Genomic DNA, 23,739 nt, shown 5'->3' with positions numbered 1-23,739 from the left:
TTAGCGGTTGAATTTCTTGTTGGTGCTGATCAGGACTTCATTTTCAGGGAAAGCGGAGAGCGCCGCTTCCCAGGTCTTGACCGCTTCGTTACGCCTGCCTTTTTTCCAGAGCACTTCGCCCAGATGGGCGGCAATTTCCGGATCGGATTGCTTGGTGTAGGCGCGATTCAGGTATTCCAGCGCTTTGTCCAGATTGCCCAGGCGGTAATACACCCAGCCCATGCTATCCATGATGTAGTGATCGTCCGGGCTCAATGCATGCGCTTTTTCGATCAGTGTCTTGGCTTCGTTCAGGCGGGTATTGCGATCTGCGAGAGAATAGCCCAGCGCATTGTAGGCCTGCGCAAACTCGGGTTGTATCTTGATCAGCTTGCGCAGTTCGCGCTCCATCACATCCACCTTGTCTACGCGCTCGGCAGCCATGGCAAAGTCATAGATCAGGTCGGGCGAGTTGGGCAGGGTGTTAATGGCGCCTTCCAGGCGCGTGTAGGCCTCCTGGTAGCGCTTGGCCTGAGTCAGTACGTTGGCCTGCGCATGGATGACGGTAGCGCGCTGGGCGTCCGTCAGATCAGACAGGTTTTCCAGGGACTGGATGGCGGCGTCTATCCCGTCACGGCGCGCGATGACATTGGCCACACCCAGTTGGGCATCTACATAGCGCACTTCGCCGGGAGCCACCTTGTCATACCATTGCAGCGCTTCAGCGTCGTTCTGCTTCTTTTCGGCAATCTGTCCCAGGTAGATATAGGCCTGACCCTTGTCCTTTAGTCCTTTTTCCAGTGCCTCCTTGAAGTATTTCTCTGCATCCGGCAGCTCGTTGGCCTGCAATGACAAGAGCCCGACCACCACCATGATTTCCGGGTTGCCGTTGGAAGCTGCGATCAATTTGATGAATTCATCCTTGGCAGCGTCAAATTGCTGCTGGCTTGCCAGGATGCGCGCCAGCGCCAGCCGGACTTCGTTGGCTTCTGCATGCTCGGAGAGAAAGCCACGGTAGAAATCTACGGCTTGTGCCGGTGATTTTCCAAGCAGTACCTGACCTTGCATGAGAGCTGCCATTTCCCAGCCGGGGCGAAGCGTGCTTGCCTGGTGGAGTTCATTCAGCGCAAGGTCGATGTTGCCAGCGTTCCAGGCCGCGTGCGCAATGGCAAAGTGCGCTTCCGGCAAGTGTGGATAATCGCGAGCCAGTTCCTGCACCAGTGCCAGTACGGCTGGTTTGTTCTGTTGGCGGGAGAGCAGGGTGTTGAGGAACATAAAGCCGTTGGCGCGGCCTTCTTCGTTGGCAAGCAGGTGTTTGAGGTGCGGTTTGGCCTCGTTGAGATTGCCGGTATTGACCAACATTTGCGTCAGGGCCTGGTGGGCTTCGGTCGAACCTGGGTCAAGCTGGGACCAGAGGTTGGCGGCATCAATCGCGGTGCGGCCAACATTGCCCATGGCGGCAGTTCTGGCTGCGCGTTCTGCCAGCCGTGAATCCTGGCTGGTTTTCGCCAAATCAAGAAACAGGGCGCTTGCCAGGTCGAACTGGCCGCGTTGTCCGGCAATTTCCCCGATCAGGTATTTATAGACGAACTCGCCTGTAAGGGCTGCTGGTGCGCTTTCTACCTTGGGCGCCGCGTGGGCAATATGACCCATGGACAGCGATATGGCTGTCCAGGCAGTTGCAATAGCGATTTTTTTGCGGATAGGCATTTTCCAGGGAATCTCGTTGCAGATGGATAAATAGCATATTGAGGCTTGCCGTATATGTTTTCAATGGGGCCAAGTAAGTATTGCCACATTTTACCTTGCCATTCTTAGTCCGTGACAGTATGGACAAGTTCACCCATAATGCGCGGTGCCATGGCAATGCGTGATGGACAGATCGGTATATTTTTAAGCTTGTCATCCGGCTTGAAACAAACTTGACAGGTGAGTGATGTTTTTCTAACTTACCACCCCTTAGCAATCGGATAATTTACTCACTATGACGACTATTACCGTAGAGGCCTCAGAGTTAACCCGCAAATATGGCGGACGCGCGGCGGTCAATGACGTCAGCTTTACCCTGAACAAGGGCGAGGTGCTGGGATTCCTCGGACCCAACGGCGCCGGCAAATCCACCACCATGAAGATGTTGACCGGCAACCTGGCGCCCAGCAATGGCTCAGTGAAGATTTGCGGTATCGATATGATGGAGCGACCCAAAGATGCCAAGGCCTTGATCGGCTATCTGCCGGAGCAGCCGCCCTTGTACCGTGAATTGACCGTGGATGAGTATCTCACGATTGCGGCGCGTCTGCACCGCGTCAGCCGACAGCATATCAAGAAGGCCGTGGACATTGCCAAGCAGCGTTGCGGCCTGACTGAAATGGGCAAGCGCCTGATCGAGAATTTATCCAAGGGCTACCAGCAACGGGTAGGTATTGCCCAAGCTATCATTCATAACCCGATGGTGGTGATTCTGGACGAGCCGACCGTGGGCCTGGACCCGATCCAGATCCGCGATATCCGCGCTTTGATCAAGGAGCTGGGCGGGGAGCACAGCGTGATCCTTTCCACCCATATCCTGCCTGAAGTGGAAATGGTCTGTGACCGCGTGCAGATCATCCATAAGGGCAGCCTGGTATTCAATGGCGGCATTGATGTGCTGAAGCAGCAGCGCCATGGAAACCGCTTGTTGCTCGGATTGCGGCAACCGCCTGAATATGATGCCTTGCTGGCGATTCCTGGTGTGGAGGCGGTGGAATCCGCGGGCGATAATCTGCTGCGTATTCGTTATACGCCTGGCGCAGAGCCATCCGAGGCATTGATACAAGCTGCCGTCAGCCAGCATTGGGGATTGTTCCAGATCAATCCCGACCAGACCTCGCTGGAAGAAGTGTTTGTCCAGCTTACATTCCAGGAAGCAGCCGCTGCCTGATGGCAGATGGTCTGTGAGTTAAGGTACTTCTATGATCATCAATATTGCCAGAAAAGAATTGAAGGGGCTGTTTTCCTCACCCATGGGCTGGGTGGTGCTGGCCCTGCTGCAATTCGTGTTCGCCACTTTCTATCTCATGGGGGTGGATCAATATTTCCTCACCATGTCGGGCGCCATGCGGCCTGACCAGCGCATGGGGGTCACCGAATTTGTCGGTGGCAGCGTATTCGGCATGGCGCCGTTCATCATGCTGTTTGCCGTGCCATTGCTTTCCATGCGGTTGATCAGCGAGGAGCGGCGCCAGCAGACGCTGCCTTTTCTGTTCAGCGCGCCGTTATCGCTGACCGAGATCGTGCTGGGCAAGTTTACCGGCCTGTTGGCTTTCCTGTCCGTCAGTGTGCTGCTGATAGGCGCGATGGTGCTGACGCTCAATTTATGGGCGGATATCGATTTCGGCTATGTGTTTGCCAACCTGCTGGGCCTGTTCCTGCTGCTGGCAAGCTACTGTGCGCTGGGGACGTATGTATCGAGCACCACTCAGCAGCCGGTCGTCGCTGCTATCGTGACTTTCGTGGCGTTGCTGGCTCTTCAATTGATCGAATATTTCCTCGCGGGAGACCCGAGCAATACTGTGGCTAATCTTTCCCTGATGCGTCACTTCGAGCCTTTTTCGCGCGGCATGCTGGATACCCGTGATATTGCGTACTTCCTGTTGTTTATTGTGACCTTTCTGACCCTGACCATTCGTCGGCTGGATGCAGATCGTTTGCGTGGCTGATCGAGGGATTCTATGAAAACTAACCGCAAACTGCGTTTTCAATTGTTCATGCAGAACAGCCTCTTCGTGGTGCTGTTCCTGATACTGGTGTTCCTGCTCGGATTCCTTTCCTATCGCTACCATGCCAGCCAGGACGTGACGCAGGGCAACCGCAACACCCTGACCGAGGGTAGCGCCAATGTCCTGAAACAGATGGAAGGGCCGATCAATATCACGGCCTACGTGGTCAAGGATAACGATGCGCGCAAGTACATCAACAAGTTTGTCGAGCGCTATCAGCGCGTCAAGCCCGATATCCATTTGAGCTTTGTCAGCCCGACCGAAGAGCCCAAGGCCACCCAGGAAGCAGGGGTGAAATCCGAGATGGAGCTTGTGGTCGAATATAACCAGCGTACCGAGCATATTGTGCCGCCACAGGCATTTATCGAGCAGGACATGACCAACCTCTTGGTGCGACTGTCGCGCTCCAACCAGAATGCCATCATGTTCCTGGATGGTCATGGCGAGCGTAGCCTGATCGGCCTCAAGAACCATGACCTTGGCGATTTTGGCCGTCACCTGGAGAAAAAGGGCTTCAAACTGTCCAACCCTGACCTGCTGATTGCGCAGGAAGTGCCGAGCAATGGTTCCATGCTGGTGATTGCGAGTCCGGAAGTGGATGTGACCGAGGTTGAGACACAGAAGATCAAGCAATACCTGGAAAAAGGCGGCAACCTGCTGTGGCTGATCGATGATGAAATCAATTTGCACGGTTTGCAGCCGATTGCGGAATACCTCGGTTTGCAACTGACACCGGGCATGGTGGTGGACCTTTCTGCAACCCGTTATGGCGCGGATGCCAAGGTTGCATTTGCCAACCAGTATGGAGAGCATGCGATTACCAAGAATTTCATGCTGCGCACTTTGTTCCCCGAAGCGCGCATGATCCATGCCGAGGATTCCTATGAAAATGGCTGGAGGGTATCCAATCTGGTTGAAGTAGCACCCAATGGTTGGCTGGAAACCGGCAAAGTTGACGGCAATGTCAGTTTCGACAGCAAGAAAGATTTGCCTGGCCCAATCAATGTCGCGGTGGCATTGGAACGCAAATATGGCGAGAAAGGCCAGCGTGTGGTGGTGGTCGGCAACGGTAATTTCCTTGCCAATACCTTCCTTTCCAATGGCGGTAATCTCGACCTGGGACTGAATATCATCAACTGGCTTGCGGGTGATGATCGGCTGATCACCATCCAGCCCAAGCCATTGAAGGATGTGAATGTGGTGATTCCTGCCGAGGGTTGGGCCAACCTGCTGGCGCAGTTCGTCTTCATCGGTTTCAGCCGCATCCTGCCGCTGGCATTGATTGTGATTGGCGTGGTGATCTGGTGGAGGCGTCGCAAGGCATGAAGTCAAGATGGTTGGTCAACCTGGCGCTGCTGTTGGTAGTAGCCGGAATCGTGGCGTTTCTCTACCTGAAGCCGCAGGAGCATGAAGAGACTGATGCGGTGCATGAAGTCTCCAACCTCAAGCTGGCGGATTTTGACCGGGTCAGTATCGAGTTTCCTGCCAAGGCCCCCGTGGTGTTCGAGAAAAAGGATGGGTTCTGGTATTTGGTGCAGCCTTATGCTGCCCGTGCGGACCAGGTGACTGTGCAGCGGATTGTCTCAATCGTTGCGGCGCAGAGCCATGAGAAGCTCCCTGCTGACGATCCGGCGCGTTTTGGCCTGGATAACCCCAGGCTCAAGATCAAGCTCAATAATGAAGAGTTTGTGTTTGGACTCTACAATCCGGTGACTTCTGAACAATACGTGGCTTACAAGGATGCCGTATACCTGTTGTCGGGGTTGTATTCCGAGACAGCCAGCACTCAGTTGCTGGAAATGCTCGACAAGAATCCGCTGAAGCCGGGTGAGGAGATTGCCGGGTTTGATTTCTCGCGGCTGGAGCAATGGCAAGAAGTCCGCCTCCAGTTGGACAAGGGCGAGGATGGCAAATGGCAGGTATCTGTGCAAAATGCCAAGCCCAGCCAAGATGACATCAATGAATGGTTCGACGGCTATTGGACAAAAATACGGGCGCTTTCTGTCGAACCTTATACGCCTGACCGCAGGGCCGGTTATCCGACTTTCTCCCTCAAGCTCAAGGATGGCAAGCAGGTGCATTTTGAGAAACTGCAGGAATCGCCGCAGTTGATCCTGGGGCGTCCTGATGAAGGCATGCGCTACACTTTCCCTGCCGATATCGGGTTCACCATGCTCAATCCTCCTGTTGGGCTGGGCAAATAATCCTTCCAGGAAGATATGCCTGAATTACCAGAGGTTGAGGTCACGCGACGCGGGCTGGAACCCTTGGTAGGGGCCACCGTGGCGCAAGTTGTGATTCGCCAGCCTTCCATGCGCTGGCCTATTCCTTCCCATCTGCCGCAAACCTTGCAGGATGCCAGGCTGCTGGAGCTGGCGCGGCGCGGAAAATACCTGATTGCCCGTTTCGATAGCGGCTGCCTGATTTTGCACCTGGGCATGTCGGGGCGCTTGTGCCTGCTGGAGCATGCCGTGCCGCCCGAAAAGCACGACCACTTCGACCTGCAGTTTGCCGATGGCCGCATCATGCGCCTGCGCGACCCGCGCAGGTTTGGCGCGGTTCTGTGGGCGGGGCAGCAGCCGGAAACCCATAGCCTGCTCAATGTGCTCGGCCCCGAACCTCTGGATGCCGCATTCAATGGCGAATTCCTGTACCAGGCCATACGCCATCGCGCATCCCCAATTAAGACCGTCATCATGGACAGCCACCTGGTGGTGGGAGTCGGCAATATCTATGCGAGCGAATCCCTGTTCCGCGCCCGCATCCATCCGCAAACGCCCGCCAAAACGCTCAGCCTGGCGCAGTGCGAGCGGCTCGTCCAGGAGATCAAGGCGACCTTGCATGATGCCCTGCAAGCTGGAGGAAGCAGTCTGCGCGACTTTTTCGGCGCAGATGGCAATCCCGGCTATTTCCAGCAAACCTATTTCGTATATGCCCGGGCTGGCGAGCCATGCCGTATTTGCCACAGTCCGATCCAGGTCACCCGTCTGGGCCAGCGCTCCACCTTTTACTGCGCCTCCTGCCAGAAATAAACACTATTGCTGATGAAGCAACGCATCGGGGATTAGTCTGTTCGGACTATTTTTGAGTATATTCTTATTGCTTATCATGAAAATCCCTCAACCCCCGGAGAGTCATCATGAAAGCAATGATTGCGAATTTTGTACCTCTTGTTCTTGCAGCGGGAATGCTTGCGCCCTCCGCGCAAGCTGCAGAACCAACCTTGGCCGAAATCCTGCAAGGGATAGAAGCCAGCACCTGGAGCCAAGTGGATTACGATGATTTCATCAACGCAGGATGGAACCAGGTCGGCCAGCAACTGACTTTTACAATAGCGGCGGAGTATACTGCGCATGCGGCAATCCAGGAGTTCTGGCTGGATGCTACTTTCACTCCGGATATTCATGGATACGGCACTACCATCTTCATTGGTAGTGATGCACCCGGTGCAACATCGACGGTAACGCTGCAGAGTATAGCCAGCCGAGTTTTCTTCAATTCCAACCTTCCTGATCAGTACGCTCCGGGCGGTTCAGCGGGAGATCTACAGGTGTGGCAGAGCTCCAGCGGACGCTATGCATTGGCCTATGAGGACTGGATACATGAAGCGCCGGACTATAACGACTTCGTCGTCACTATTTCCGCAGTACCTGAACCTGAAAGCGCAGTCATGCTGATGATAGGACTGGCATTAATAGGGATGTTCGGGCGGCGCAAGCATCCTGTCTGATTTACCGCTCGCGGATATCCAAAGGCTCGCAAGAGCCTTTTTTATTGCCTGCCTTTTGAAAAGATTATTCGGAAATATATACATGTAAGTATTTTCAAAACATATGCTTGTGTATGAGCCAGCACTATTCTTACCTTACAGAAAATTAAATCCATATTTGCATCCAGGGTAATTCCCAGGCTGAATCTTTCAATGCTAGGCACGTGAATTATTCTGAAAATCGTTGCGAAAAATCAATCCAGTCGGCATACTTGATATATACAGAGCTGTATATATCAAGATAATTCACGACAGAGGTAAAGAATGGCAAGCACGGCAACGGAAAGTCAGCTGGCGGACTGGAGAATTCGGGCCCTGAAGCTGGAGGAAGAAGTGAAGGGCGTGATCCTGGGGCAGGACACTGCCATCCGCCTCATCAATATAGCAATCTTCGCGCGTGGGCACGTCATGCTGGAAGGCGGCGTCGGCGTTGGCAAGACTACCTTGCTGCAATCGGTTGCACGCGGGATCGGTGGTGCTTATGAACGTGTCGAAGGTACAGTGGACCTGATGCCGAACGACCTCGTCTACCATACTTTTCTTGGGCCGGACGGCCGTCCGCAGATTGACGAAGGCCCGCTGCTGCGTGCCGGGGAGAACCTGTCGGTGTTCTTCTTCAACGAAATCAACCGCGCCCGCCCACAAGTGCATGCCTTGATGCTGCGCGTGATGGCGGAGCGCCATCTGCATGCCTTCAAGCGCGAATATCGCCTGCCGCATATGGTGGTGTTCGCCGACCGCAACCAGGTGGAGAAGAACGAAACCTTTGAAATTCCCTCCGCAGCGCGCGACCGCTTCATGATGGAAATCCCCATCAATGTGCCCGAGGACATCGCCCTGCGCAAATCGCTGGTGTTCGACACGCGCTTCCAGCATGCGGAACAACTGACGCGCAAGGTGGAATCCGGCCTGCTGCCGTTCGATATGCTCAATGATTTCTCCGATGTGGTGCAAAACCACGTGCAGGCTTCCGCCGTGCTTGAGGATTACGTGATCGCCCTGTGGGATGCGACGCAAAGGCCGCAGGATTTCGGCATCGCGCTCGAAGGAGTGGATATGCAGCGCCTGATCCAGGCCGGCGCTAGCCCGCGCGGCATGGGCATGCTGCTCAAGGCGGCCCGCGTGCACGCCTGGCTCATGGATCGCGAATACCTTTATCCTGAGGATATTCACGCCGTGTTCCACGAGGTGATCGCGCACCGGCTGGTGTTCAACTCCATGTACGAAAGCCGCCGCACCATGCTTGCACGTGAGCTGACGGCCAAAATCCTGCAAACCGTGGCGGTGCCTGCCTGAGCGCGGTTCAAGTCATGTTGCCAGCCTATATCAAGCCGTTCTCCTACCAGATTCCCTGGAAAGCCTCCAGTGTGCATGCGGGCGACCATCAGGGGATGCAGCGCGGGTTGGGCGTCGAATACAAGGGTAATACCTCTCTGCTGGATTATCCCGACCCGCGCCGCATGGATCTGCGCCAGACCCTGCGCGACCCTTATGAGCAGGTGCAGGTGCGTCTGTTCCACCAGGATTCGATCACGCCGGTCTATGCCGTGTGCGACCTCTCCAGCTCCATGCAGTACAAGGGCGCGCGCCGCAAGATGGAGCTGGTGCAGGAGGTGGCGGCCTCGGTCGCCTATTCGGTGTCCGAAGAAAACGACGTCTTCAGCCTGATCGGCTACGACCAGCATGTGCTGGACGATTACGTGCTGCCGCTGAGCTACCAGGTGCACGAGGCGCTGGAGCGCATTGACGCTTTCACCAGGATAGAAACGCTGGGCCGCGGCTCGACGGGCATTCTCGAAGTAGCGCCGTTCCTGAGCCAGAACCGCGGGCTAGTGTTCTGGATATCGGATTTCCATATGCCGTTCGACACCATCATTCAGGCGATGAATATGTTTTCGCGGCACCAGGTCGTGCCTGTCGTGCTGTGGGAAGAGGAGGAATACCGCCGCCTGCCGCGCTTCGGCCTTGGCACCATGCTGGACCCGGAAACCGGACGCGACCGCACCATCTTCTTTCGCGAATCGGTACGCGCCAAATTCATCGCCGCATTCGAGCAGCGCCGCGCCGCGCTGGAAGACCTGTTCCTGGCCTTTGAAAGTCCGCCTCACTTCATCAGCGGAGTATTCGAGGCAGAGGCAATGACGCATTATTTCGAGAAATACCTGACATGAAAAAAGTGACGATGTTGTTCTGCATCAGCCTGCTGCATGGTGCGGCAGCCTTCGCAGCAGAACCCACTCTGGTGGCACTGGAGAATCCTCGCCTGGCGACAGGCATCCATATAGGCGATGTGCTGGAGCGCAAGCTGGCGGTCGAGGCTCCGTCGCCGTATGAACTGCCCAAGACAGCCCTGCCGCTCAAGGGCGAACGCATCAACGGCATGGAGCTGGTGAGTGTAACGCTGCAGAATCCGCAGAAATCCGGTGACAATCAAAGATATGAACTCACGCTGAAATATCAGGTGTTTGCCGCTGCCAGCAAGCCCGTGGTCATGCACTTGCCTGAAATAGCTTTGCCGTTGGCGGGAGGCGATGCCTCGGCTGAGATTCATGTGCCCACCTGGCATTTCTGGTATACGCCGCTTGCCTCGGGCGATATTCATACCGCCCGCAGCAATGCTCAGCCACAACGCAAGCCTGTGTTGCTGGATACCAACCCGCAGCAGCTGGCGGTCTCGCTGGCTGTGCTGCTCCTGGGTGTCGGCGGTTTGATCTATATCAATGCCGACCGGCGCTGGCTGCCCTGGATGGGCGGCAGCTTCGCCCAGGCTTACCGCAAGCTGCGCCGGTTGCCTGCTGCACAGGCCGGGGCGCATGCCCAGGCGCTGGGTTATTTGCATCAGGCGTTCAACTGCGTTCATGGGCAAACCTTGTTCCGCAGCCAGTTAGGCGAGTTTCTGGCGCAACATCCGCAATATCAGCCGCTGGGCGAGGAGATCGACCGTTTCTTCCAGCGTTCCGAAGCCTTGCTGTTCACGCGCGAACATGCAGATAGCGCTGTATTGGTTGGAGAGCTGCAACAGTTTTGCCGACGCTTGCGGAATTGTGAGCGGAGAGTCGCATGAATTTGTTGAATCCCTGGGCGTTATTGCTGCTGCCGTTGGCCTTGCTGCCTTTCTGGCTCCGCAGCCTGCAGGGGCAGCGCTATTCCTGGTTGGAAATGGTGCCGGAGGATACTTTTTCCGACAATATCGTGCTGCTGCTCAAGATCGTGACGTCCGCGATCATTGCATGTCTGGTGCTGGCGCTGGCTGCGCCGCAAGGCAGCGACAAGGTGGTGAACCGCATAGGCAAGGGCGCGCAGACCGTGATGGTGATCGACCGCAGCGTGAGCATGGATCATCCGTTTGCGGGCGACGCGACCAGCGGTCGCGCGGGTGAGATCAAATCTGGTGCGGCGCGGCGCCTGATTACGCAATTCATCGACTCCAGGCCGGATGACATGATGGGCGTGGTCGCGTTCACCAATTCCGCGCTGTATGGCGTCAAGATCACCGCCAATCGCGACGCCATCCATGCGGCCATCAATGCCGCCACCAGTTCTGGCATCAATCAGACCAATATCGGTGCCGGGCTAACCCAGGCTGCCAGCCTGTTCGACAGCATCCAGAGTTCCGGCTCGCGCGCCATCATCCTGCTGTCGGATGGGGCGGGCAAGCTTAGCCCGCGCGTCAAGGCCAGGATCGAAGAAGAGCTGAAGAGCAAGGACATCAAGCTGTATTGGATCGTGCTGCGCGAACCGGATGATGTGAGCATCTTCGGCGACCGCGTGTTCGAGGAAGGGCGCGGCCCTGCGGCGATCCAGCTCGACCAGTTCTTCAAGTCGCTCAAGATCACCTACAAGGCCTATGAAGCGGATAATCCGGTGGCTCTGCAGATGGCGATCCAGGATATCGACAACCGCGAGAAAAACACCATCCAGTATGCCGTGACCGTGCCGGGGCGCGATTATGCGCGCGATTTGATCATCGCCGCCCTGGTGCTAAGCCTGGGCATGTTCATCATCAAAAATTTCAGGGTAAAAGCATGGGAATCCGCATAAAAGGGCTGAACTTGCTGTTCGGGCTGTTGGCGATCGCCGGGCTGGCAGGCAGCATTCATGAGGGTAATGCGCTGTTGCAGCGCCATGACGTCAACCGCCAGATACAGGCAGGCGATCTGATCAGCCATGGCGCCTATGGATTCGAGCAGAAATTCATGGCGGCTTACAAGCTGGGTGAGGCCGGGGACTACAAGCATGCGCTGCAAAGTTACAGCCAATTGCTGGAAACTGGCCTGACTCCGCAGCAGCAATCGTTGGTGCAGTACAACATTGGTACCAACCTGTTGCAATCTGGCGTGAAACGGCGCTTAAACGACGACGGTAGCCTCAAGGAAGAGGCACAGTATGATTTGTCCCAGGCACAAATCGCCTATGAACAGGCCTTGAGGCTCGACCCCGGCTTCCGGCAGGCGAAGTTCAACCTTAGTCTGGTGCTGTTGGTGCAGCCCAATGGCATCGAGGGCCTGAAGAAAGAGCAGGAAGGCATGGAGCTGAGTAATATCCCCGTGGGGCTGCCATGAAGTACGGCACGAGGCTGCGCCGAGGCTGGCGTTGGGTCAGGGAGCATTATGAGTCCTTGCTGTACCTGCTGGTGGTCGCCTTGCTGTTACTCGCGATATTCAAGCCGGAAATCCAGCTCAAGCAGCGAGTACACAACTACCTGCTGCTGGCCGATGTCTCGCAGAGCATGAATGCCGAGGATGTCACCCTGAACGGCAAACCGGTGAGCCGCATGGTGTATATGCGCCACCTTATGCGCAAGCTGGTGGAGAACTCGCCTTGCGGCACCTATTTCAGCCTGGGCGTGTTTGCCGCAGAGGATGCGGCGCTGCTGATTTCCCCGTTGGAAACCTGCGCCAATTACGACATCATTGTCGATGCGATTGAGCATCTGGAATGGCGCATGTCCTGGCGCGGCAACAGCCGCATCAGCTTCGGCGTCAAGGGGGCCGCCAAGATATTCGACTCGCTCAATACGCCTGCGCGGCTGCTGTTCTTCACCGATGGTGACGAAGCGCCCAAGGTGAATGCCATTAACAAGCTCAAGCTCGACGACGTGCAGATCGGCGAGCATATCGTCTTCGTCGGCATCGGAGGTACTGAGGATGTCGCCATTCCACGTTACAACTCCAACAACAAGTGGGTAGGGTACTGGTCATCCGACACCAAGGAGAATTCGGCGGGCGCGGTCGGCGTGACCTATAACGATACCAGCAAGGACGATCCCGACCCGGAAGTGGCCTCGGCGGAATATGACCGCTATCTTTCCAAACTGGATGAGGATTACCTGAAAGAGTTGGCCGGGGAGATCAGCGGACAATATGTGCGTGGCGAGGATAGGCCTGATTTTTATGCCTTTGTGCAAAAGCAGAAACCGGTCGCCAGCTTCGTCACGGCTTATTCATTGCGCTGGGTGTATCTTGTGCTGGCACTGTTGTTAATCCTGGCTGGTTATTGGCCTTATGTTCGACAATGGCGCAGGTCAAAAACGGCCTGATACTATTTACCTTCTGAAACATTGGTAAGCACCAAGCATCAACCGGGAAGAGTAATTACATACGCCGTATGAGCCCTGCTGTGCATTTGTACTGAATTGGGGCGGCCAAACGCTGAAGAAATCTGCACTTGCACAGCGAGGCAAACAGTTTCAGACGTCGCCAAAAATCCTGCTCTGAATTTATACCTTTGCGACAGTCTGAAAGACACGGCAATGAAACAATGACGTAACGGTTTGGCAAGCAAAATGGCATGGTAATTTAAGAAGTCTTCCCAGGAACGAAATCAAAAGGTTAGATTTGACTGCTCTGAGGGGATGCAACCAGCAGCATTGCAAGTAGCATCAACTTTACGGGATTGCTACTTACTTATGTGATGCATGGGAATGTGCCGTATAGTCATGCAGATGGCTGAGGTGTTCATGATGTTGTTGCTGCGGCGCGATCTTTTGTGGCAGCAATGAGCCTGCCACCATGCCGATGAGACTGACGCCCAGGCCGATCAATTGCGGGGGAATCGCACCATCTTCGCCCACCAGCATTTCCACCAGTATCCAGGCCGTGATGCCACCGATGATGGCGGCCAGGGCGCCCTGGTTGGTTGCGCGTTTCCAGAACACGCCGAAGAACAGTGGCACGAAAGCGCCTGCCAGCGTGATCTTGTAGGCGGATTCCACCATATGGAAGATGGAAAGCTCGGTGTTCAATGCATAGAGCAGCACGCATCCGGCAAAGCCGACCAGGCTGAGGCGCATGATCTTGAGGAAGCCTCGGTCGCTCAAGTGCGGGAAGTAGCCGCGCACGATGTTCTCCGCAAATGAGATGGAAGGGGCTAGCAGCGTGGCCGAGGAGCAGCTCATGATCGCGGACAGTACGGCGCCAAAGAAAATCACCTGGGCGGCGATCGGCATGTGTTGCAACACTAGGGTGGGCAAGATGCGCTGCGAATCCTGATCGATCAGGTTGTTGAAAAAGACCGGGTCGATGATAGTGGCGGAGTAGGCGATGAACATTGGCACGAAGGTGAAGCAGAAGTAGATCGACGCGCCGAGTACGGATCCCCAGATGGCGACTTTGGCGCTCTTGGCGGAAGTGATGCGCTGGAATACGTCCTGTTGGGGGATGGAGCCCAGCATCATGGTCATCCAGGCGCCGATGAAGGTGACCCAGAGCCAGGGATCGGCGGGCGGAAAGAAATCGAGCTTGCCGGCAAGCCGCGCGTGTTCGATCACAGGTGTAACGCCGCCGGTCATGCCGGAGACCATGTAGGCAATGTAGAGCATGCCGCCGATGATGACGCCCATCTGCACGAAATCCAGAATGGCGACCGAGAGCATGCCGCCCAGTGTGGTGTAGGTAAGCACGATGGCGGTGCCGAGGATCATGCCGGCTTCTTCGCTTACAGCACCATCGGTGATGATATGGAAAATCAGGCCCAGCGCCTTGATCTGCGCGGCTACCCAGCCGAGGTAGGAGACGACGATGGCAATCGTGGTGAGCACTTCCACGGTGCGGTTGTAGCGCATGCGGTAGAAGTCGCCCAGGGTAATGATGTTGAGCTTGTAGAGCTTGGTGGCGAAAAAGAAGCCAGCGATGACCAGGCACAGGCTGGAGCCGAATGGGTCGGCGACGATGCCGGTCAGGCCGTCCTTGACGAAAGTGGCCGAGACGCCAAATACTGCTTCTGCGCCGAACCAGGTAGCGAACACAGTTGCCATGACCACTGGCATCGGCAAGTGACGGCCTGCGACAGCATAATCCTTGGTGGTTTTGACCCGGGTGGCGGCGAGCAGGCCGATGCTGATGGAAACCAGGACGTAGAGAATGACAAACCAGATCAGCACTGAAGCAGCCCTTTGCTATGAGATTGAGAAGCGGGTAAGTATCTTTGCCTTTTTCAGGGAAGCAGATTTTAGCAAAAACTTTTCCCGAGAGTGGGCTTAATCTCTAAAAATCAACAGGTTTGCGGCGAATATTCTGGCTGGAGGCTAGTGCTGGCTGAACCACCAGAGCAGCGCGATGGTGCTCTGCAACACGACCAGCAGGATCAATGCCACCGAGATCAGCTTCAGCCAGCGGGTCTGGCGCTGATGCTCGCGGACAAGATGTTGCAGTCCGACATTGGTGGGAGCGGTTTGCAGGTTGCGTTCAAGCTGTTGGTGGATCAGGCGCGGCATCTGCGGCAATATCTTGCCCCAGTAGGGCAGCTCTGACTTGAGGTTGTTCAGTGCGCTGCGCCAGCCTATCTGCTCGGACATCCAGCGCTCCAGATAGGGATGGGCGGTTTGCCACAGATCGAGATTGGCGTCGAGGTCGCGCCCCAGGCCTTCCACATTGAGCAGGGTTTTCTGCAGCATGGTGAGCTGGGGCTGGATTTCCACGCCGAAGCGGCGCGAGGTCTGGAACAGGCGCAGCAATACCTTGCCGAAGGAGATTTCCTTGAGCGGCTTGTCGAAGATCGGCTCGCACACGGCGCGGATGGCGGTCTCGAATTCGTCTATGGGCGTATCCTTGGGCGCCCAGCCGGATTCGATATGCGCGCGCGCCACTTCGCGGTAATCGCGACGGAAGAAGGCGAGGAAGTTGCGTGCGAGATATTGCTTGTCCTCATCGTTGAGCGTGCCCATGATGCCGAAATCGAGCGCGACATAGCGGCCGTCGTCCGCCACCTGCACATTGCCCGGATGCATGTCGGCATGGAAGAAGCCGTCACGGAACACCTGGGTAAAGAAGATTTCCACGCCGTCGCGCGATAGCTTGGGGATATCGACGCCGATCTCGCGCAAATGGTCCACCTGGCTGACCGGCGTGCTGGTCATGCGCTCCATCACCATCACCTGCTCGTGGCACCAGTCCCAATATACTTCAGGCACGATCAGCAGGCGCTTGTCGGCAAAGTTGCGCCCGAGCAGGCTGCAATTGGCGGCTTCCAGCATAAGGTCAAGTTCGCTGTGGATGTGGCGCGCGAATTCTGCAACCACTTCGCGCGGTCTGAGGCGCTTGCCATCCGCGGAGACTGTTTGCAATAACCAGGCCGCGCCATCGAGCAGCTTGAGGTCTTTCTCGATAACCTGCCCGATACCGGGGCGCAATATCTTGACGGCGACCTGTTTGCCATCAGGCAGTTCGGCGAAATGCACCTGCGCGACCGAGGCGCTGGCGATAGGTTGGACATCGAAGCTCTTGAATACTTCCAGCACCGGCCTGCCATAAACCTGATTCAGGATAATTTCTACATCTGCATAAGGGAAGGCGGGCACCCGGTCTTGCAGCTTGGCCAGCTCGTCCGCCAAGTCTAATGGAATTAAATCGCGCCGGGTGGAGAGCATCTGGCCGAACTTGACGAAGATCGGTCCCAGTGATTCCAGTGCCAGGCGCAGGCGCTCGCCGCGCGGGCGGGAAGTGTTGCGCCAGAACAGCAGGATGTTAACCGGGCGCTGCAGCCAGCGCAGGCGGGTATGGCCGAGGATAAATTCATCCAGCCCGAAACGTAGGGTGACAAAAACGATCTTGAGCAGGCGCAACCAATGCATGCGGGTTTTTCCTCAATGCTCCGCCTGCAGGCGGTCTTTCAGTTTGTGGATGCGCTTCGCGAGGCGTTGCGTGTCTTCCTGCAGGGTGTCCACATCCTGGATGAATTGTTCGACATGGCGTTTTTTTGCAATCAATGGCTGCTCTTCCTGCCAATATTCCGCAAACATGCCGGCGATGTTGGCCGCCTGATGCTTGACCTGGGAAACAGCGGCGCGCCCACGGCGGACGATTTCATGCGCCGGGATATCGCCGACGATATGGCTCAAGTCCTCTTCATATTCCCATGACATGCCTTGCAGCACTTTGGCGAGCGCCGTTGCGAATTCGGTATCGCCGGTAATGGCGGCGGAGGTGTTGGCACGCTCGTCACCAGCCAGGATGCGCAATGCGACGGATGGCGGCACTGTGATCGTGGCGTCTGCGATAGCTGTTTCGCCCGCGATGGCCAGACCGCCATCTTCAAGCACTACTACAGTGGCGCTAAGTGGCGGCAGGGCAAGGTGGGCGTGCTTGCCTGCAAAGGGTTGCAATTGTTCAGCAGCCCAGCTGTTCTGGGTCAGCAGGTGGTTAAGCAGGCGGGTCAATAACGGTTTGAGCATGGCAGTTTCTGTTTATGCGAAATGATAAGCAGGACTAGGCCTTCCAGCCCTTGTGCAGCGCGACGACCCCGGCAGCCAGGTTGTAGTAGTCCACCTTGCTCAGGCCCGCGTCCAGCATCATCTGCCTCAGCGTTTCCTGGTCGGGGTGCATGCGGATGGATTCGGCTAGGTAGCGGTAGCTGTCGGCATCGTTGGCAAGCAGCTTGCCCATGATGGGCAGTAATTTGAAGGAATATGCATCATAGATGGGCGCCAGCGGTTTCCATACCTGGGAGAATTCCAGCACCAGCAACCGCCCGCCTGGCTGGAGTACGCGCTGCATCTCAGCCAGCGCCTTGTCCTTGTGCGTCATGTTGCGCAGGCCGAAGGCTACAATCACGCAGTTAAAGTATTGGTCGGGGAAAGGCAGCTTCTCCGCATCGCATTGCAAAGCAGGCACGGTTTTGCCATCGTCCATGAGCCGGTCGCGCCCGACTGCCAGCATGGAGGCGTTGATATCGGTCAGGATCACTTCTCCAGTAGGGCCGACCTTATTGGAGAACAGTCGGGAAAGGTCGCCGCTGCCGCCTGCCACGTCCAGCACGCGGTCGCCGGGCCTGACACCGCTCACCTCGACCGTGAAGCGTTTCCAGGCGCGGTGCAGGCCAGCTGACATCACATCATTCATGAGGTCGTATTTGCGGGCGACAGAGTGGAATACTTCCCCGACCTTGCGGGCTTTTTCGCTTTCGTTGACGGTTTCAAAACCAAAATGTGTCTTAGCGTCGTCGCTCATCTGTCTGCCTTGTTCAATTTTCTGTATCGCGGCTTGCACCAGCCTCGGCGAGCTTGTCCAGATAGGTCTGCCACATCGCATCGTGCTGTTGCAGCAATGTATAGAGGTAATCCCATGAGTAAAGCCCGGTATTGTGGCCGTCGCTGAAAGTCAATCTCACGGCGTAATTGCCGATAGGTTCGATATCGGTGATATTCACATCGCGCTTGCCGGTCTGTAGTACTTCCTTGCCATGTCCGTGGACCTCGGCGGAAGGAGAGTGCACGCGCAGGAATTCGCACGAGAGCAGGCCGCTGGCGCCGTTGTCGAAAGTAATTTCCAGTGCGCGGGAAACCTGGTGCAGGCGGATATCGGTAGGGTGAGGAGTTTCTGGACTCAAGCCATTCATGTTGCCAAATGCCGGAATTTGCTCAAAAAAGGGATGATAGCAGAATGTGCCGACAGGCTTCAAAATACCGTCACCATGCGCATGCATGATCCTATTGCTGCGTGATGAGATTGGTATGGTTTAGGCGGCTGATTTATTTATATATTTAAATAACCATGCTAGAGTAGCAAGAAAATAAACAGCATCGGGGGGTGCTATGGCGAACAGGCTCGAACATCATTTCCAGGCGTACGCGGAATGGCGCAAGGCATTGGTAGAAACCATCTGTGATTATCGCAACTGGTTGAATGAGCAGGAGCTCAATGATGCGCAGATCGACCTGCGCCTGCAGCAACTGCTGGAGCGCCTGCGCGAGGATAAGCTCAATGTGGCGTTTGTCGCGGAGTTTTCGCGCGGCAAGACCGAGTTGATCAACTCCATCTTTTTCTCGGACTATGGTCAGCGGTTGTTACCTTCCAGCGCAGGCCGCACCACCATGTGTCCCACAGAACTGTTGTACGACCCCTCGAAGCCAACCTCCCTGCAGCTATTGCCGATAGAAACCCGCACCTCGGATGCGACCACCACCGAGTACAAGCGTTACCCTGAAGAGTGGACCATCTTGCCATTCGATGTGAGCGACCGCGATAACATGGTCGATGTCTTCAAGGAAGTAAGTCGCACCAAGAGTGTTTCGCTGGAAGAGGCCGAGCGTTATGGGCTGTTTGATACCAGCAGCACGGATGATGCGCTGGCGGTCAATGCGGATGGCACGGTGGATATTCCCTGCTGGCGCTATGCGGTGATCAATTTCCCCCACCCGCTCCTGGAGCAGGGGCTGGTTATTCTTGATACGCCTGGCCTCAACGCGATTGGTACCGAGCCGGAGCTTACCCTCAACATGCTGCCGAATGCGCATGCATTGCTCTTCATTCTCTCGGCCGATACCGGCGTGACCAAGTCGGAGATCGACGTCTGGCGCCAATACATCAGCGGCACGCGCTGGAAGCAGAAAGGCAGGTTAGCTGTCCTGAACAAGATAGACGGCTTGTGGGATGAGCTACGCAATGAAGCTGAAATCAGCCGTGAAATTGCCAAGCAGATTCAGACCAGCGCTGATTTGCTGGGGCTGGAGCAAAACCAGATTTTCCCGATTTCCGCACAAAAAGGCCTATTGGCCAGGATTGCAGGCGATGAAGCCCTGCTGGAGCGCAGCGGCTTGCCTGTCCTGGAAAAGGCATTATCGGAAGAACTGATACCTTCCAAGCGCGAAATCGTGCGCGACAACACCAAGAGTGAAATTGACGACTTGGTCAAAAGCTCAAGCAACCTGCTGGACGCCCGCTTGGCCAGCCTCAATGAGCAACTCGACGAGTTGCGCGGCCTGCGCGGCAAGAATGAGGATGTCATCGAGCACATGATGAACAAGGTCAAGGTGGACAAGGAAATCTTCGAGAAAGGCTTGCAGCGCTTCCAGGCCTTGCGCAGCGTTTTCTCCCAGCAGACCAATAAGCTCTTTACCCTGCTTGGCATGGAGACCTTGCGTGTGCAGGTAACCAATACCCGTAGCACGATGATCAATGCCAATTTCACCAAGAGCATACGTACCGCCATGGACAGCTTCTTTGCCGACCTGCGTGATCGCCTCGTCAAGTCTGATGCGCAGGTGGATGAAATCAAGCGCATGATGGATGCGATGTACGAGAAATTTGCGGAGGAGCACGGTTTGCGCAAGGCGGAGCCGCCAGCATTTTCCACTTTGCGCTACCAGAAGGAGCTGGGCAAGCTGGAGCGGGCATATCGTGAGCAATTCAACACGACATTGAACATGCTCACGAACGAAAAGATGACGTTGACGTCTAAGTTTTTTGAGACACTGGCTAGCCGTGTGATCCATGTCTATGAAGTGGCCAATCGTGATGTCGAGAACTGGCTGAAAGCTGTGATCGCTCCGATGGAATCGCAGGTGCGGGAACACCAGTTGCAACTGCGCCGCCGCCTGGAAAGCATCAAGCGCATCTACAAGGCGACTGATACGCTGGAAGGCCGCATTGGTGAGCTGGAAGCCATAGAGAAGAATATCTTGGGACAGATGGCTGATCTTAAGATATTGCGCCAACATATGCATAATGCATTGATTTTTGAAAATAAACTGGAGGTGGAAGCTGCATGAGCCTTGGCGTCCTGTTGTTGCAACTTGGCTTGACGTTTGTATTTGTCGGATTTGCGGCAGCGGGGGTGTTGTGGGCCATCAAAAGCGGTCAGTATGATGACCTTGAAGGGCCAGCACAGCGTATCCTGATGGATGACGATGATCCCATGATTCCATTTAACCACTTGAAGAATGGGGCTAATCAGAATAAAATCCCCAAATAACTTGCTAGGAGATTTGTGTGGCTGATACCAATAACCCAGAGGGCATCAAAGGCCTCTTTACTTTCCAGAATCTTCCCCTCACCATTACCATTGGCTTGATCATTATGGCTTGGTTAAGCATATTTTCAGTCATATTGTTTGCCTGAGCGCGAACAGAGCAATAAAAAAGGCTGCCACTGGCAGCCTTTTTTATTGCTCTGTGTTTTATCACTTAGTCCTGAGACAAGAACCCCTTCATCTGCTTCATTGCCTTCTGCTCGATCTGGCGGATGCGTTCCGCAGATACGCCAAACTCTGCGGCAAGGTCATGCAGGGTGGCATTACTGTCTTCTTGCAACCAGCGGGCCTCGACGATACGGCGGCTGCGATCATCCAGCTTTGCCAACGCAGTGGAAAGTCCGGTGGTATGCAGGTGTTCCGTTTCCTGCTCTACCAGAATTTCAGAAGGCTCTGCATGTGCCGCCTGCAGATAGGAAATCGGGCTGAACACATCCTCGCCATCATCGTCGGAGTTGCCTTCCAGCGATATTTCATGGCCGAACATGCGGGATTCCATTTCCAGCACTTCTTCCGGCTTGACGTTCAGCTCGCGGGCGATATGCGCGATTTCATCAGGTTGCAGGCTGGCGGAAAGGCCGCTTTTCATGCTGCGCAGGTTGAAGAACAGCTTACGCTGTGCCTTGGTGGTGGCTACTTTGACCAAACGCCAGTTGCGCACGATGTATTCATGAATCTCTGCCTTGATCCAGTGCATGGCAAAGGAAACCAGACGCACGCCGCGCTCGGGATCAAAGCGGCGCACAGCTTTCATTAGGCCGATGTTGCCTTCTTGGATCAGGTCGGATTGCGGTAGGCCGTAACCGGAATAATGCCGCGCGATACTGGCCACCAGGCGCAGATGGGAAACCACCAGCGACTTGGCTGCTTCCACATCATTATGTTGTTGGAGTCGGGTAGCCAAGGAGTGTTCTTCTTCTGCGCTCAATATAGGAAAACTCTTGATCGCACGCATGTACTGATCAAGGCTGTCGAAAGACGATACTGCAGGTAATGTCATGGTGTCGGCCATCTATGATCCCTTCCTCATGAAAACGATTCTAGCACTCATCGTTGGAGAGTGCTAGCGCCAAAAAGTTTCGGCAATGGACAGAAAATGTTGCCTATCTTTGGGTAGTTCCCAAAAAAGATATTGTCATGTTCCTGTCATGAAAATGAATTAATTTGCGGAGGGATGGTGCTCAGGGTGAGTGTCGGATTCGATTAGGAGTTGATCATGAAAACGCATATGTACCAGATGGATTATTTGAACAAGGCTGGAGAGCTAAGCGAGAAGAAAACTGAACGCTTGTTGTCCCGTATGGGAGCACAGTTGCATGCCCAGTTGGTGAATGAGGGATATTCCCTACGGGAAATTCTGGCTATCCAGTTGCAGATTGAGGATGAGCAGTTGAAGGAATGGCGCGCGCGCATGATGCAGGTACGCCAACAGGAGCTTCAATGGCAAGGAAGAGAAATCCCTGTGGCTGAGCAGATATTTGTCAATTGAACGTGCAAGTGACCGGTAAGGTGCATTAAAGACGTAATGTGATGATTTAGGGAAATAAATGCGTCTCCTTATAGAGACACTTTTTTATCTATATAAAACAGCATGTTGAGATTTGAAATCTAGTGGTGCAGTTATGGTTATGTCTCATTTTTGAGACATAACCAAAGTAAATGAATTTCAATCTCTTTATTTAATTAATAATAATATCAATTGGTTATGGATGCTGGCATGGAGAGTGCTTAATTAAAAGCACGAAGTGCCAGCGTCTTGACTGGTTACTTTTTAGAGTCCAAGCCATTCCCCCCTGGTGGACGACTCGAACTCTAGCGCCGGGCTTCTTGCCCGGCGTTTTCATTTTCACTTCGTTATCATCATTAACATCCGATAAAACATTATTTGAACGGAATAAGCGAAGCATTCCAGTATCTACTCTATCAAGAAGGCAGACTTATCTTGATTGTGTGCTCTATTTATCGCGCAGTGGTGTCAGCAGGCCGGAAAGGCCATTATGGTCCAGCTCCTGCATCAAGGCCAGCAAGCGGCCCAGTTCTCCAGAGGGGAAGCCCTCGCGCGCGAACCAGTTGAGATAATGTCCGGGCAGGTCGGCGATCAGCCGTCCTTTGTATTTGCCGAAAGGCATGGTGCGCGTGACCAGCAGCTCAAGGTCTTGAGGCTGCATGCTTATTCCTTGACCAGGCTGGCGAGCAGAGCCATGGCGGAGGGTATGTCAGGAGCCCCCAGTTTTGTAGTGCAGCAAACGCCTTCCAGCGCGGCGTGGGCGCGAATCAACGCCAGTATTTCCTCCAATGGTAGCTCGGACGCGGAGAGTAACTCTTTCTTGGCGCTGAGTTCGAAAGCCTGTCCTGTGGCATCTATCAGGGTTGCTGGCGTGGGAATACTGTACTGCCATGTGTGGAATCCCTCTGCATCAGGGATATATTCCAGTTCGGCGTCCCCATGATGCCGGATCAGCGCAGGCCATTGTGGAGTAGTGAATGTCATGTCAATTGTTCAGTGACCAGAGTGAGTTTCAAATAAGGAGTTGAGAATATCTACCTGTGGATATGCTGGCCTTGTGATGACTGGAACGATACCATAACGCCTTTTGCTCCAGGTCATGGAGCATGATTCCCAAACGCCACCAGGCACAATTGATGAAAGCGTAACAATGAGCAAGATCGTGATTGAAAGCAAGCCCTCCACCACACGTTTGGAGACGCTCGGCGTCAGTAAATGGCCAACCTGGACCAAGGAAGTCTCCATATTTCCCTGGGTGTTCCCTGAACAGGAAATTGCTTATATCTTGGAAGGCGAGGTAGTGATTACCCCTAACGACGGTAGCGCTCCGGTAACTTTCCGCAAGGGCGACCTTGTAACCTTCCCCGCAGGCATGCGCTGCACCTGGGAAGTAAAGCAGCCGCTACATAAGCATTACCAACTGGATGGCACCGTGGTGGGCCGCATTTATCGCCGTATCAAGTTATTCTTTACTCGTTAAA

26 protein-coding genes are annotated in these 23,739 nt (G+C 55.0%); 17 read left to right on the top strand and 9 right to left on the bottom strand.

The window, feature by feature from the left end:
• Window positions 1-1,689 (bottom strand): tetratricopeptide repeat protein, encoded by a 1,689-nt coding sequence (locus V7Z75_RS06080; protein WP_334107727.1) that lies wholly within the window; start codon window positions 1,687-1,689, stop codon window positions 1-3.
• Window positions 1,690-1,963: 274 nt separating this feature from the next.
• Here V7Z75_RS06080 and V7Z75_RS06075 point away from each other — a divergent pair, with 274 nt between their 5' ends.
• From V7Z75_RS06075 to V7Z75_RS06020, 12 genes are all read left to right on the top strand, one after another.
• A complete protein-coding gene (locus V7Z75_RS06075) occupies window positions 1,964-2,899 on the top strand; it encodes an ABC transporter ATP-binding protein (RefSeq protein ID WP_334107726.1) in 936 nt (311 codons plus the stop codon).
• Between the two features lie 31 nt (window positions 2,900-2,930).
• Window positions 2,931-3,677, top strand: coding sequence for an ABC transporter permease subunit (locus V7Z75_RS06070; RefSeq protein WP_334107725.1), 747 nt, complete (start codon window positions 2,931-2,933; stop codon window positions 3,675-3,677).
• Between the two features lie 12 nt (window positions 3,678-3,689).
• The gene (locus tag V7Z75_RS06065) at window positions 3,690-5,063 is read left to right on the top strand and encodes a GldG family protein (RefSeq protein WP_334107724.1); all 1,374 of its coding nucleotides are present in this window, start codon (window positions 3,690-3,692) and stop codon (window positions 5,061-5,063) included.
• A complete protein-coding gene (locus tag V7Z75_RS06060) occupies window positions 5,060-5,941 on the top strand; it encodes a DUF4340 domain-containing protein (RefSeq protein ID WP_334107723.1) in 882 nt (293 codons plus the stop codon). Before V7Z75_RS06065 ends, V7Z75_RS06060 begins: the two co-directional genes overlap by 4 nt.
• Window positions 5,942-5,956: 15 nt before the next feature.
• Window positions 5,957-6,769, top strand: coding sequence for a bifunctional DNA-formamidopyrimidine glycosylase/DNA-(apurinic or apyrimidinic site) lyase (gene mutM / locus V7Z75_RS06055; RefSeq protein WP_334107722.1), 813 nt, complete (start codon window positions 5,957-5,959; stop codon window positions 6,767-6,769).
• 107 nt (window positions 6,770-6,876) lie between these two features.
• Window positions 6,877-7,467, top strand: a complete 591-nt coding sequence (locus V7Z75_RS06050; protein ID WP_334107721.1) for a PEP-CTERM sorting domain-containing protein — start codon at window positions 6,877-6,879, stop codon at window positions 7,465-7,467.
• Window positions 7,468-7,770: 303 nt separating this feature from the next.
• Window positions 7,771-8,802 (top strand): AAA family ATPase, encoded by a 1,032-nt coding sequence (locus tag V7Z75_RS06045; RefSeq protein WP_334107720.1) that lies wholly within the window; start codon window positions 7,771-7,773, stop codon window positions 8,800-8,802.
• A gap of 14 nt (window positions 8,803-8,816) precedes the next feature.
• Window positions 8,817-9,677 (top strand): DUF58 domain-containing protein, encoded by an 861-nt coding sequence (locus V7Z75_RS06040; protein ID WP_334107719.1) that lies wholly within the window; start codon window positions 8,817-8,819, stop codon window positions 9,675-9,677.
• The gene (locus tag V7Z75_RS06035; RefSeq protein ID WP_334107718.1) at window positions 9,674-10,570 is read left to right on the top strand and encodes a nonribosomal peptide synthetase MxaA; all 897 of its coding nucleotides are present in this window, start codon (window positions 9,674-9,676) and stop codon (window positions 10,568-10,570) included. The genes V7Z75_RS06040 and V7Z75_RS06035 overlap by 4 nt, the downstream gene beginning before the upstream one ends.
• Window positions 10,567-11,547 (top strand): vWA domain-containing protein, encoded by a 981-nt coding sequence (locus V7Z75_RS06030; protein ID WP_334107717.1) that lies wholly within the window; start codon window positions 10,567-10,569, stop codon window positions 11,545-11,547. The genes V7Z75_RS06035 and V7Z75_RS06030 overlap by 4 nt, the downstream gene beginning before the upstream one ends.
• Window positions 11,532-12,068 carry a hypothetical protein gene (locus V7Z75_RS06025; protein WP_334107716.1) on the top strand — a complete coding sequence of 179 codons (537 nt, stop codon included), beginning with the start codon at window positions 11,532-11,534 and terminating at the stop codon, window positions 12,066-12,068. Before V7Z75_RS06030 ends, V7Z75_RS06025 begins: the two co-directional genes overlap by 16 nt.
• Window positions 12,065-13,045: a vWA domain-containing protein gene (locus V7Z75_RS06020; RefSeq protein WP_334107715.1), complete on the top strand. Its 981-nt coding sequence runs from the start codon at window positions 12,065-12,067 to the stop codon at window positions 13,043-13,045. The genes V7Z75_RS06025 and V7Z75_RS06020 overlap by 4 nt, the downstream gene beginning before the upstream one ends.
• 363 nt (window positions 13,046-13,408) lie before the next feature.
• Here V7Z75_RS06020 and V7Z75_RS06015 read toward each other — a convergent pair whose 3' ends face one another.
• The 5 genes from V7Z75_RS06015 to V7Z75_RS05995 all read right to left on the bottom strand — a co-directional run bounded on the left by V7Z75_RS06015 (window position 13,409) and on the right by V7Z75_RS05995 (window position 18,339).
• Window positions 13,409-14,887, bottom strand: coding sequence for a sodium:solute symporter family protein (locus V7Z75_RS06015; RefSeq protein ID WP_334107714.1), 1,479 nt, complete (start codon window positions 14,885-14,887; stop codon window positions 13,409-13,411).
• A 144-nt stretch (window positions 14,888-15,031) separates the two neighbouring features.
• Entirely contained in the window at window positions 15,032-16,576 is a 1,545-nt protein-coding gene (gene ubiB / locus V7Z75_RS06010; protein ID WP_334107713.1) for a ubiquinone biosynthesis regulatory protein kinase UbiB, read from the bottom strand.
• 12 nt (window positions 16,577-16,588) lie between these two features.
• Window positions 16,589-17,176 (bottom strand): ubiquinone biosynthesis accessory factor UbiJ, encoded by a 588-nt coding sequence (locus V7Z75_RS06005; protein WP_334107712.1) that lies wholly within the window; start codon window positions 17,174-17,176, stop codon window positions 16,589-16,591.
• Window positions 17,177-17,210: 34 nt separating this feature from the next.
• Window positions 17,211-17,951 carry a bifunctional demethylmenaquinone methyltransferase/2-methoxy-6-polyprenyl-1,4-benzoquinol methylase UbiE gene (ubiE, locus tag V7Z75_RS06000; RefSeq protein ID WP_334107711.1) on the bottom strand — a complete coding sequence of 247 codons (741 nt, stop codon included), beginning with the start codon at window positions 17,949-17,951 and terminating at the stop codon, window positions 17,211-17,213.
• Window positions 17,952-17,964: 13 nt separating this feature from the next.
• Window positions 17,965-18,339, bottom strand: a complete 375-nt coding sequence (locus tag V7Z75_RS05995; protein ID WP_334107788.1) for a DUF971 domain-containing protein — start codon at window positions 18,337-18,339, stop codon at window positions 17,965-17,967.
• Between the two features lie 196 nt (window positions 18,340-18,535).
• On the opposite strand from V7Z75_RS05995, the gene V7Z75_RS05990 reads away from it, so the two are divergent.
• Genes V7Z75_RS05990 through V7Z75_RS05980 form a run of 3 tightly spaced genes read left to right on the top strand, consistent with a single transcriptional unit; the run spans window position 18,536 to window position 20,840 of the window.
• Window positions 18,536-20,491 carry a dynamin family protein gene (locus V7Z75_RS05990; RefSeq protein ID WP_334107710.1) on the top strand — a complete coding sequence of 652 codons (1,956 nt, stop codon included), beginning with the start codon at window positions 18,536-18,538 and terminating at the stop codon, window positions 20,489-20,491.
• Entirely contained in the window at window positions 20,488-20,694 is a 207-nt protein-coding gene (gene ccoS, locus V7Z75_RS05985) for a cbb3-type cytochrome oxidase assembly protein CcoS (RefSeq protein WP_334107709.1), read from the top strand. The genes V7Z75_RS05990 and ccoS overlap by 4 nt, the downstream gene beginning before the upstream one ends.
• A 17-nt stretch (window positions 20,695-20,711) precedes the next feature.
• Window positions 20,712-20,840: a hypothetical protein gene (locus tag V7Z75_RS05980; RefSeq protein ID WP_334107708.1), complete on the top strand. Its 129-nt coding sequence runs from the start codon at window positions 20,712-20,714 to the stop codon at window positions 20,838-20,840.
• Window positions 20,841-20,905: 65 nt separating this feature from the next.
• Here V7Z75_RS05980 and rpoH read toward each other — a convergent pair whose 3' ends face one another.
• Window positions 20,906-21,763 carry an RNA polymerase sigma factor RpoH gene (gene rpoH, locus V7Z75_RS05975; RefSeq protein WP_334107707.1) on the bottom strand — a complete coding sequence of 286 codons (858 nt, stop codon included), beginning with the start codon at window positions 21,761-21,763 and terminating at the stop codon, window positions 20,906-20,908.
• Between the two features lie 204 nt (window positions 21,764-21,967).
• On the opposite strand from rpoH, the gene V7Z75_RS05970 reads away from it, so the two are divergent.
• Window positions 21,968-22,240, top strand: a complete 273-nt coding sequence (locus V7Z75_RS05970) for a hypothetical protein (RefSeq protein ID WP_334107706.1) — start codon at window positions 21,968-21,970, stop codon at window positions 22,238-22,240.
• A 466-nt stretch (window positions 22,241-22,706) separates the two neighbouring features.
• Here the strand turns inward: V7Z75_RS05970 and V7Z75_RS05965 are convergent, their stop codons facing one another.
• Both V7Z75_RS05965 and V7Z75_RS05960 read right to left on the bottom strand, forming a co-directional pair.
• Window positions 22,707-22,919: a DUF3820 family protein gene (locus V7Z75_RS05965; RefSeq protein ID WP_334107705.1), complete on the bottom strand. Its 213-nt coding sequence runs from the start codon at window positions 22,917-22,919 to the stop codon at window positions 22,707-22,709.
• Between the two features lie 2 nt (window positions 22,920-22,921).
• Window positions 22,922-23,242, bottom strand: a complete 321-nt coding sequence (locus V7Z75_RS05960; RefSeq protein WP_334107704.1) for a DUF4144 family protein — start codon at window positions 23,240-23,242, stop codon at window positions 22,922-22,924.
• Window positions 23,243-23,408: 166 nt separating this feature from the next.
• Here V7Z75_RS05960 and V7Z75_RS05955 point away from each other — a divergent pair, with 166 nt between their 5' ends.
• Window positions 23,409-23,738, top strand: coding sequence for a cupin domain-containing protein (locus V7Z75_RS05955; protein WP_334107703.1), 330 nt, complete (start codon window positions 23,409-23,411; stop codon window positions 23,736-23,738).
• The last annotated feature ends 1 nt before the right edge of the window (window position 23,739 follow it).

Source organism: Methylobacillus sp., assembly GCF_036844465.1.
Classification (GTDB): domain Bacteria; phylum Pseudomonadota; class Gammaproteobacteria; order Burkholderiales; family Methylophilaceae; genus Methylobacillus.
The sequence above is the reverse complement of the archived record's forward strand: the minus strand, read 5'-3'. Positions and strand labels throughout refer to the sequence as shown.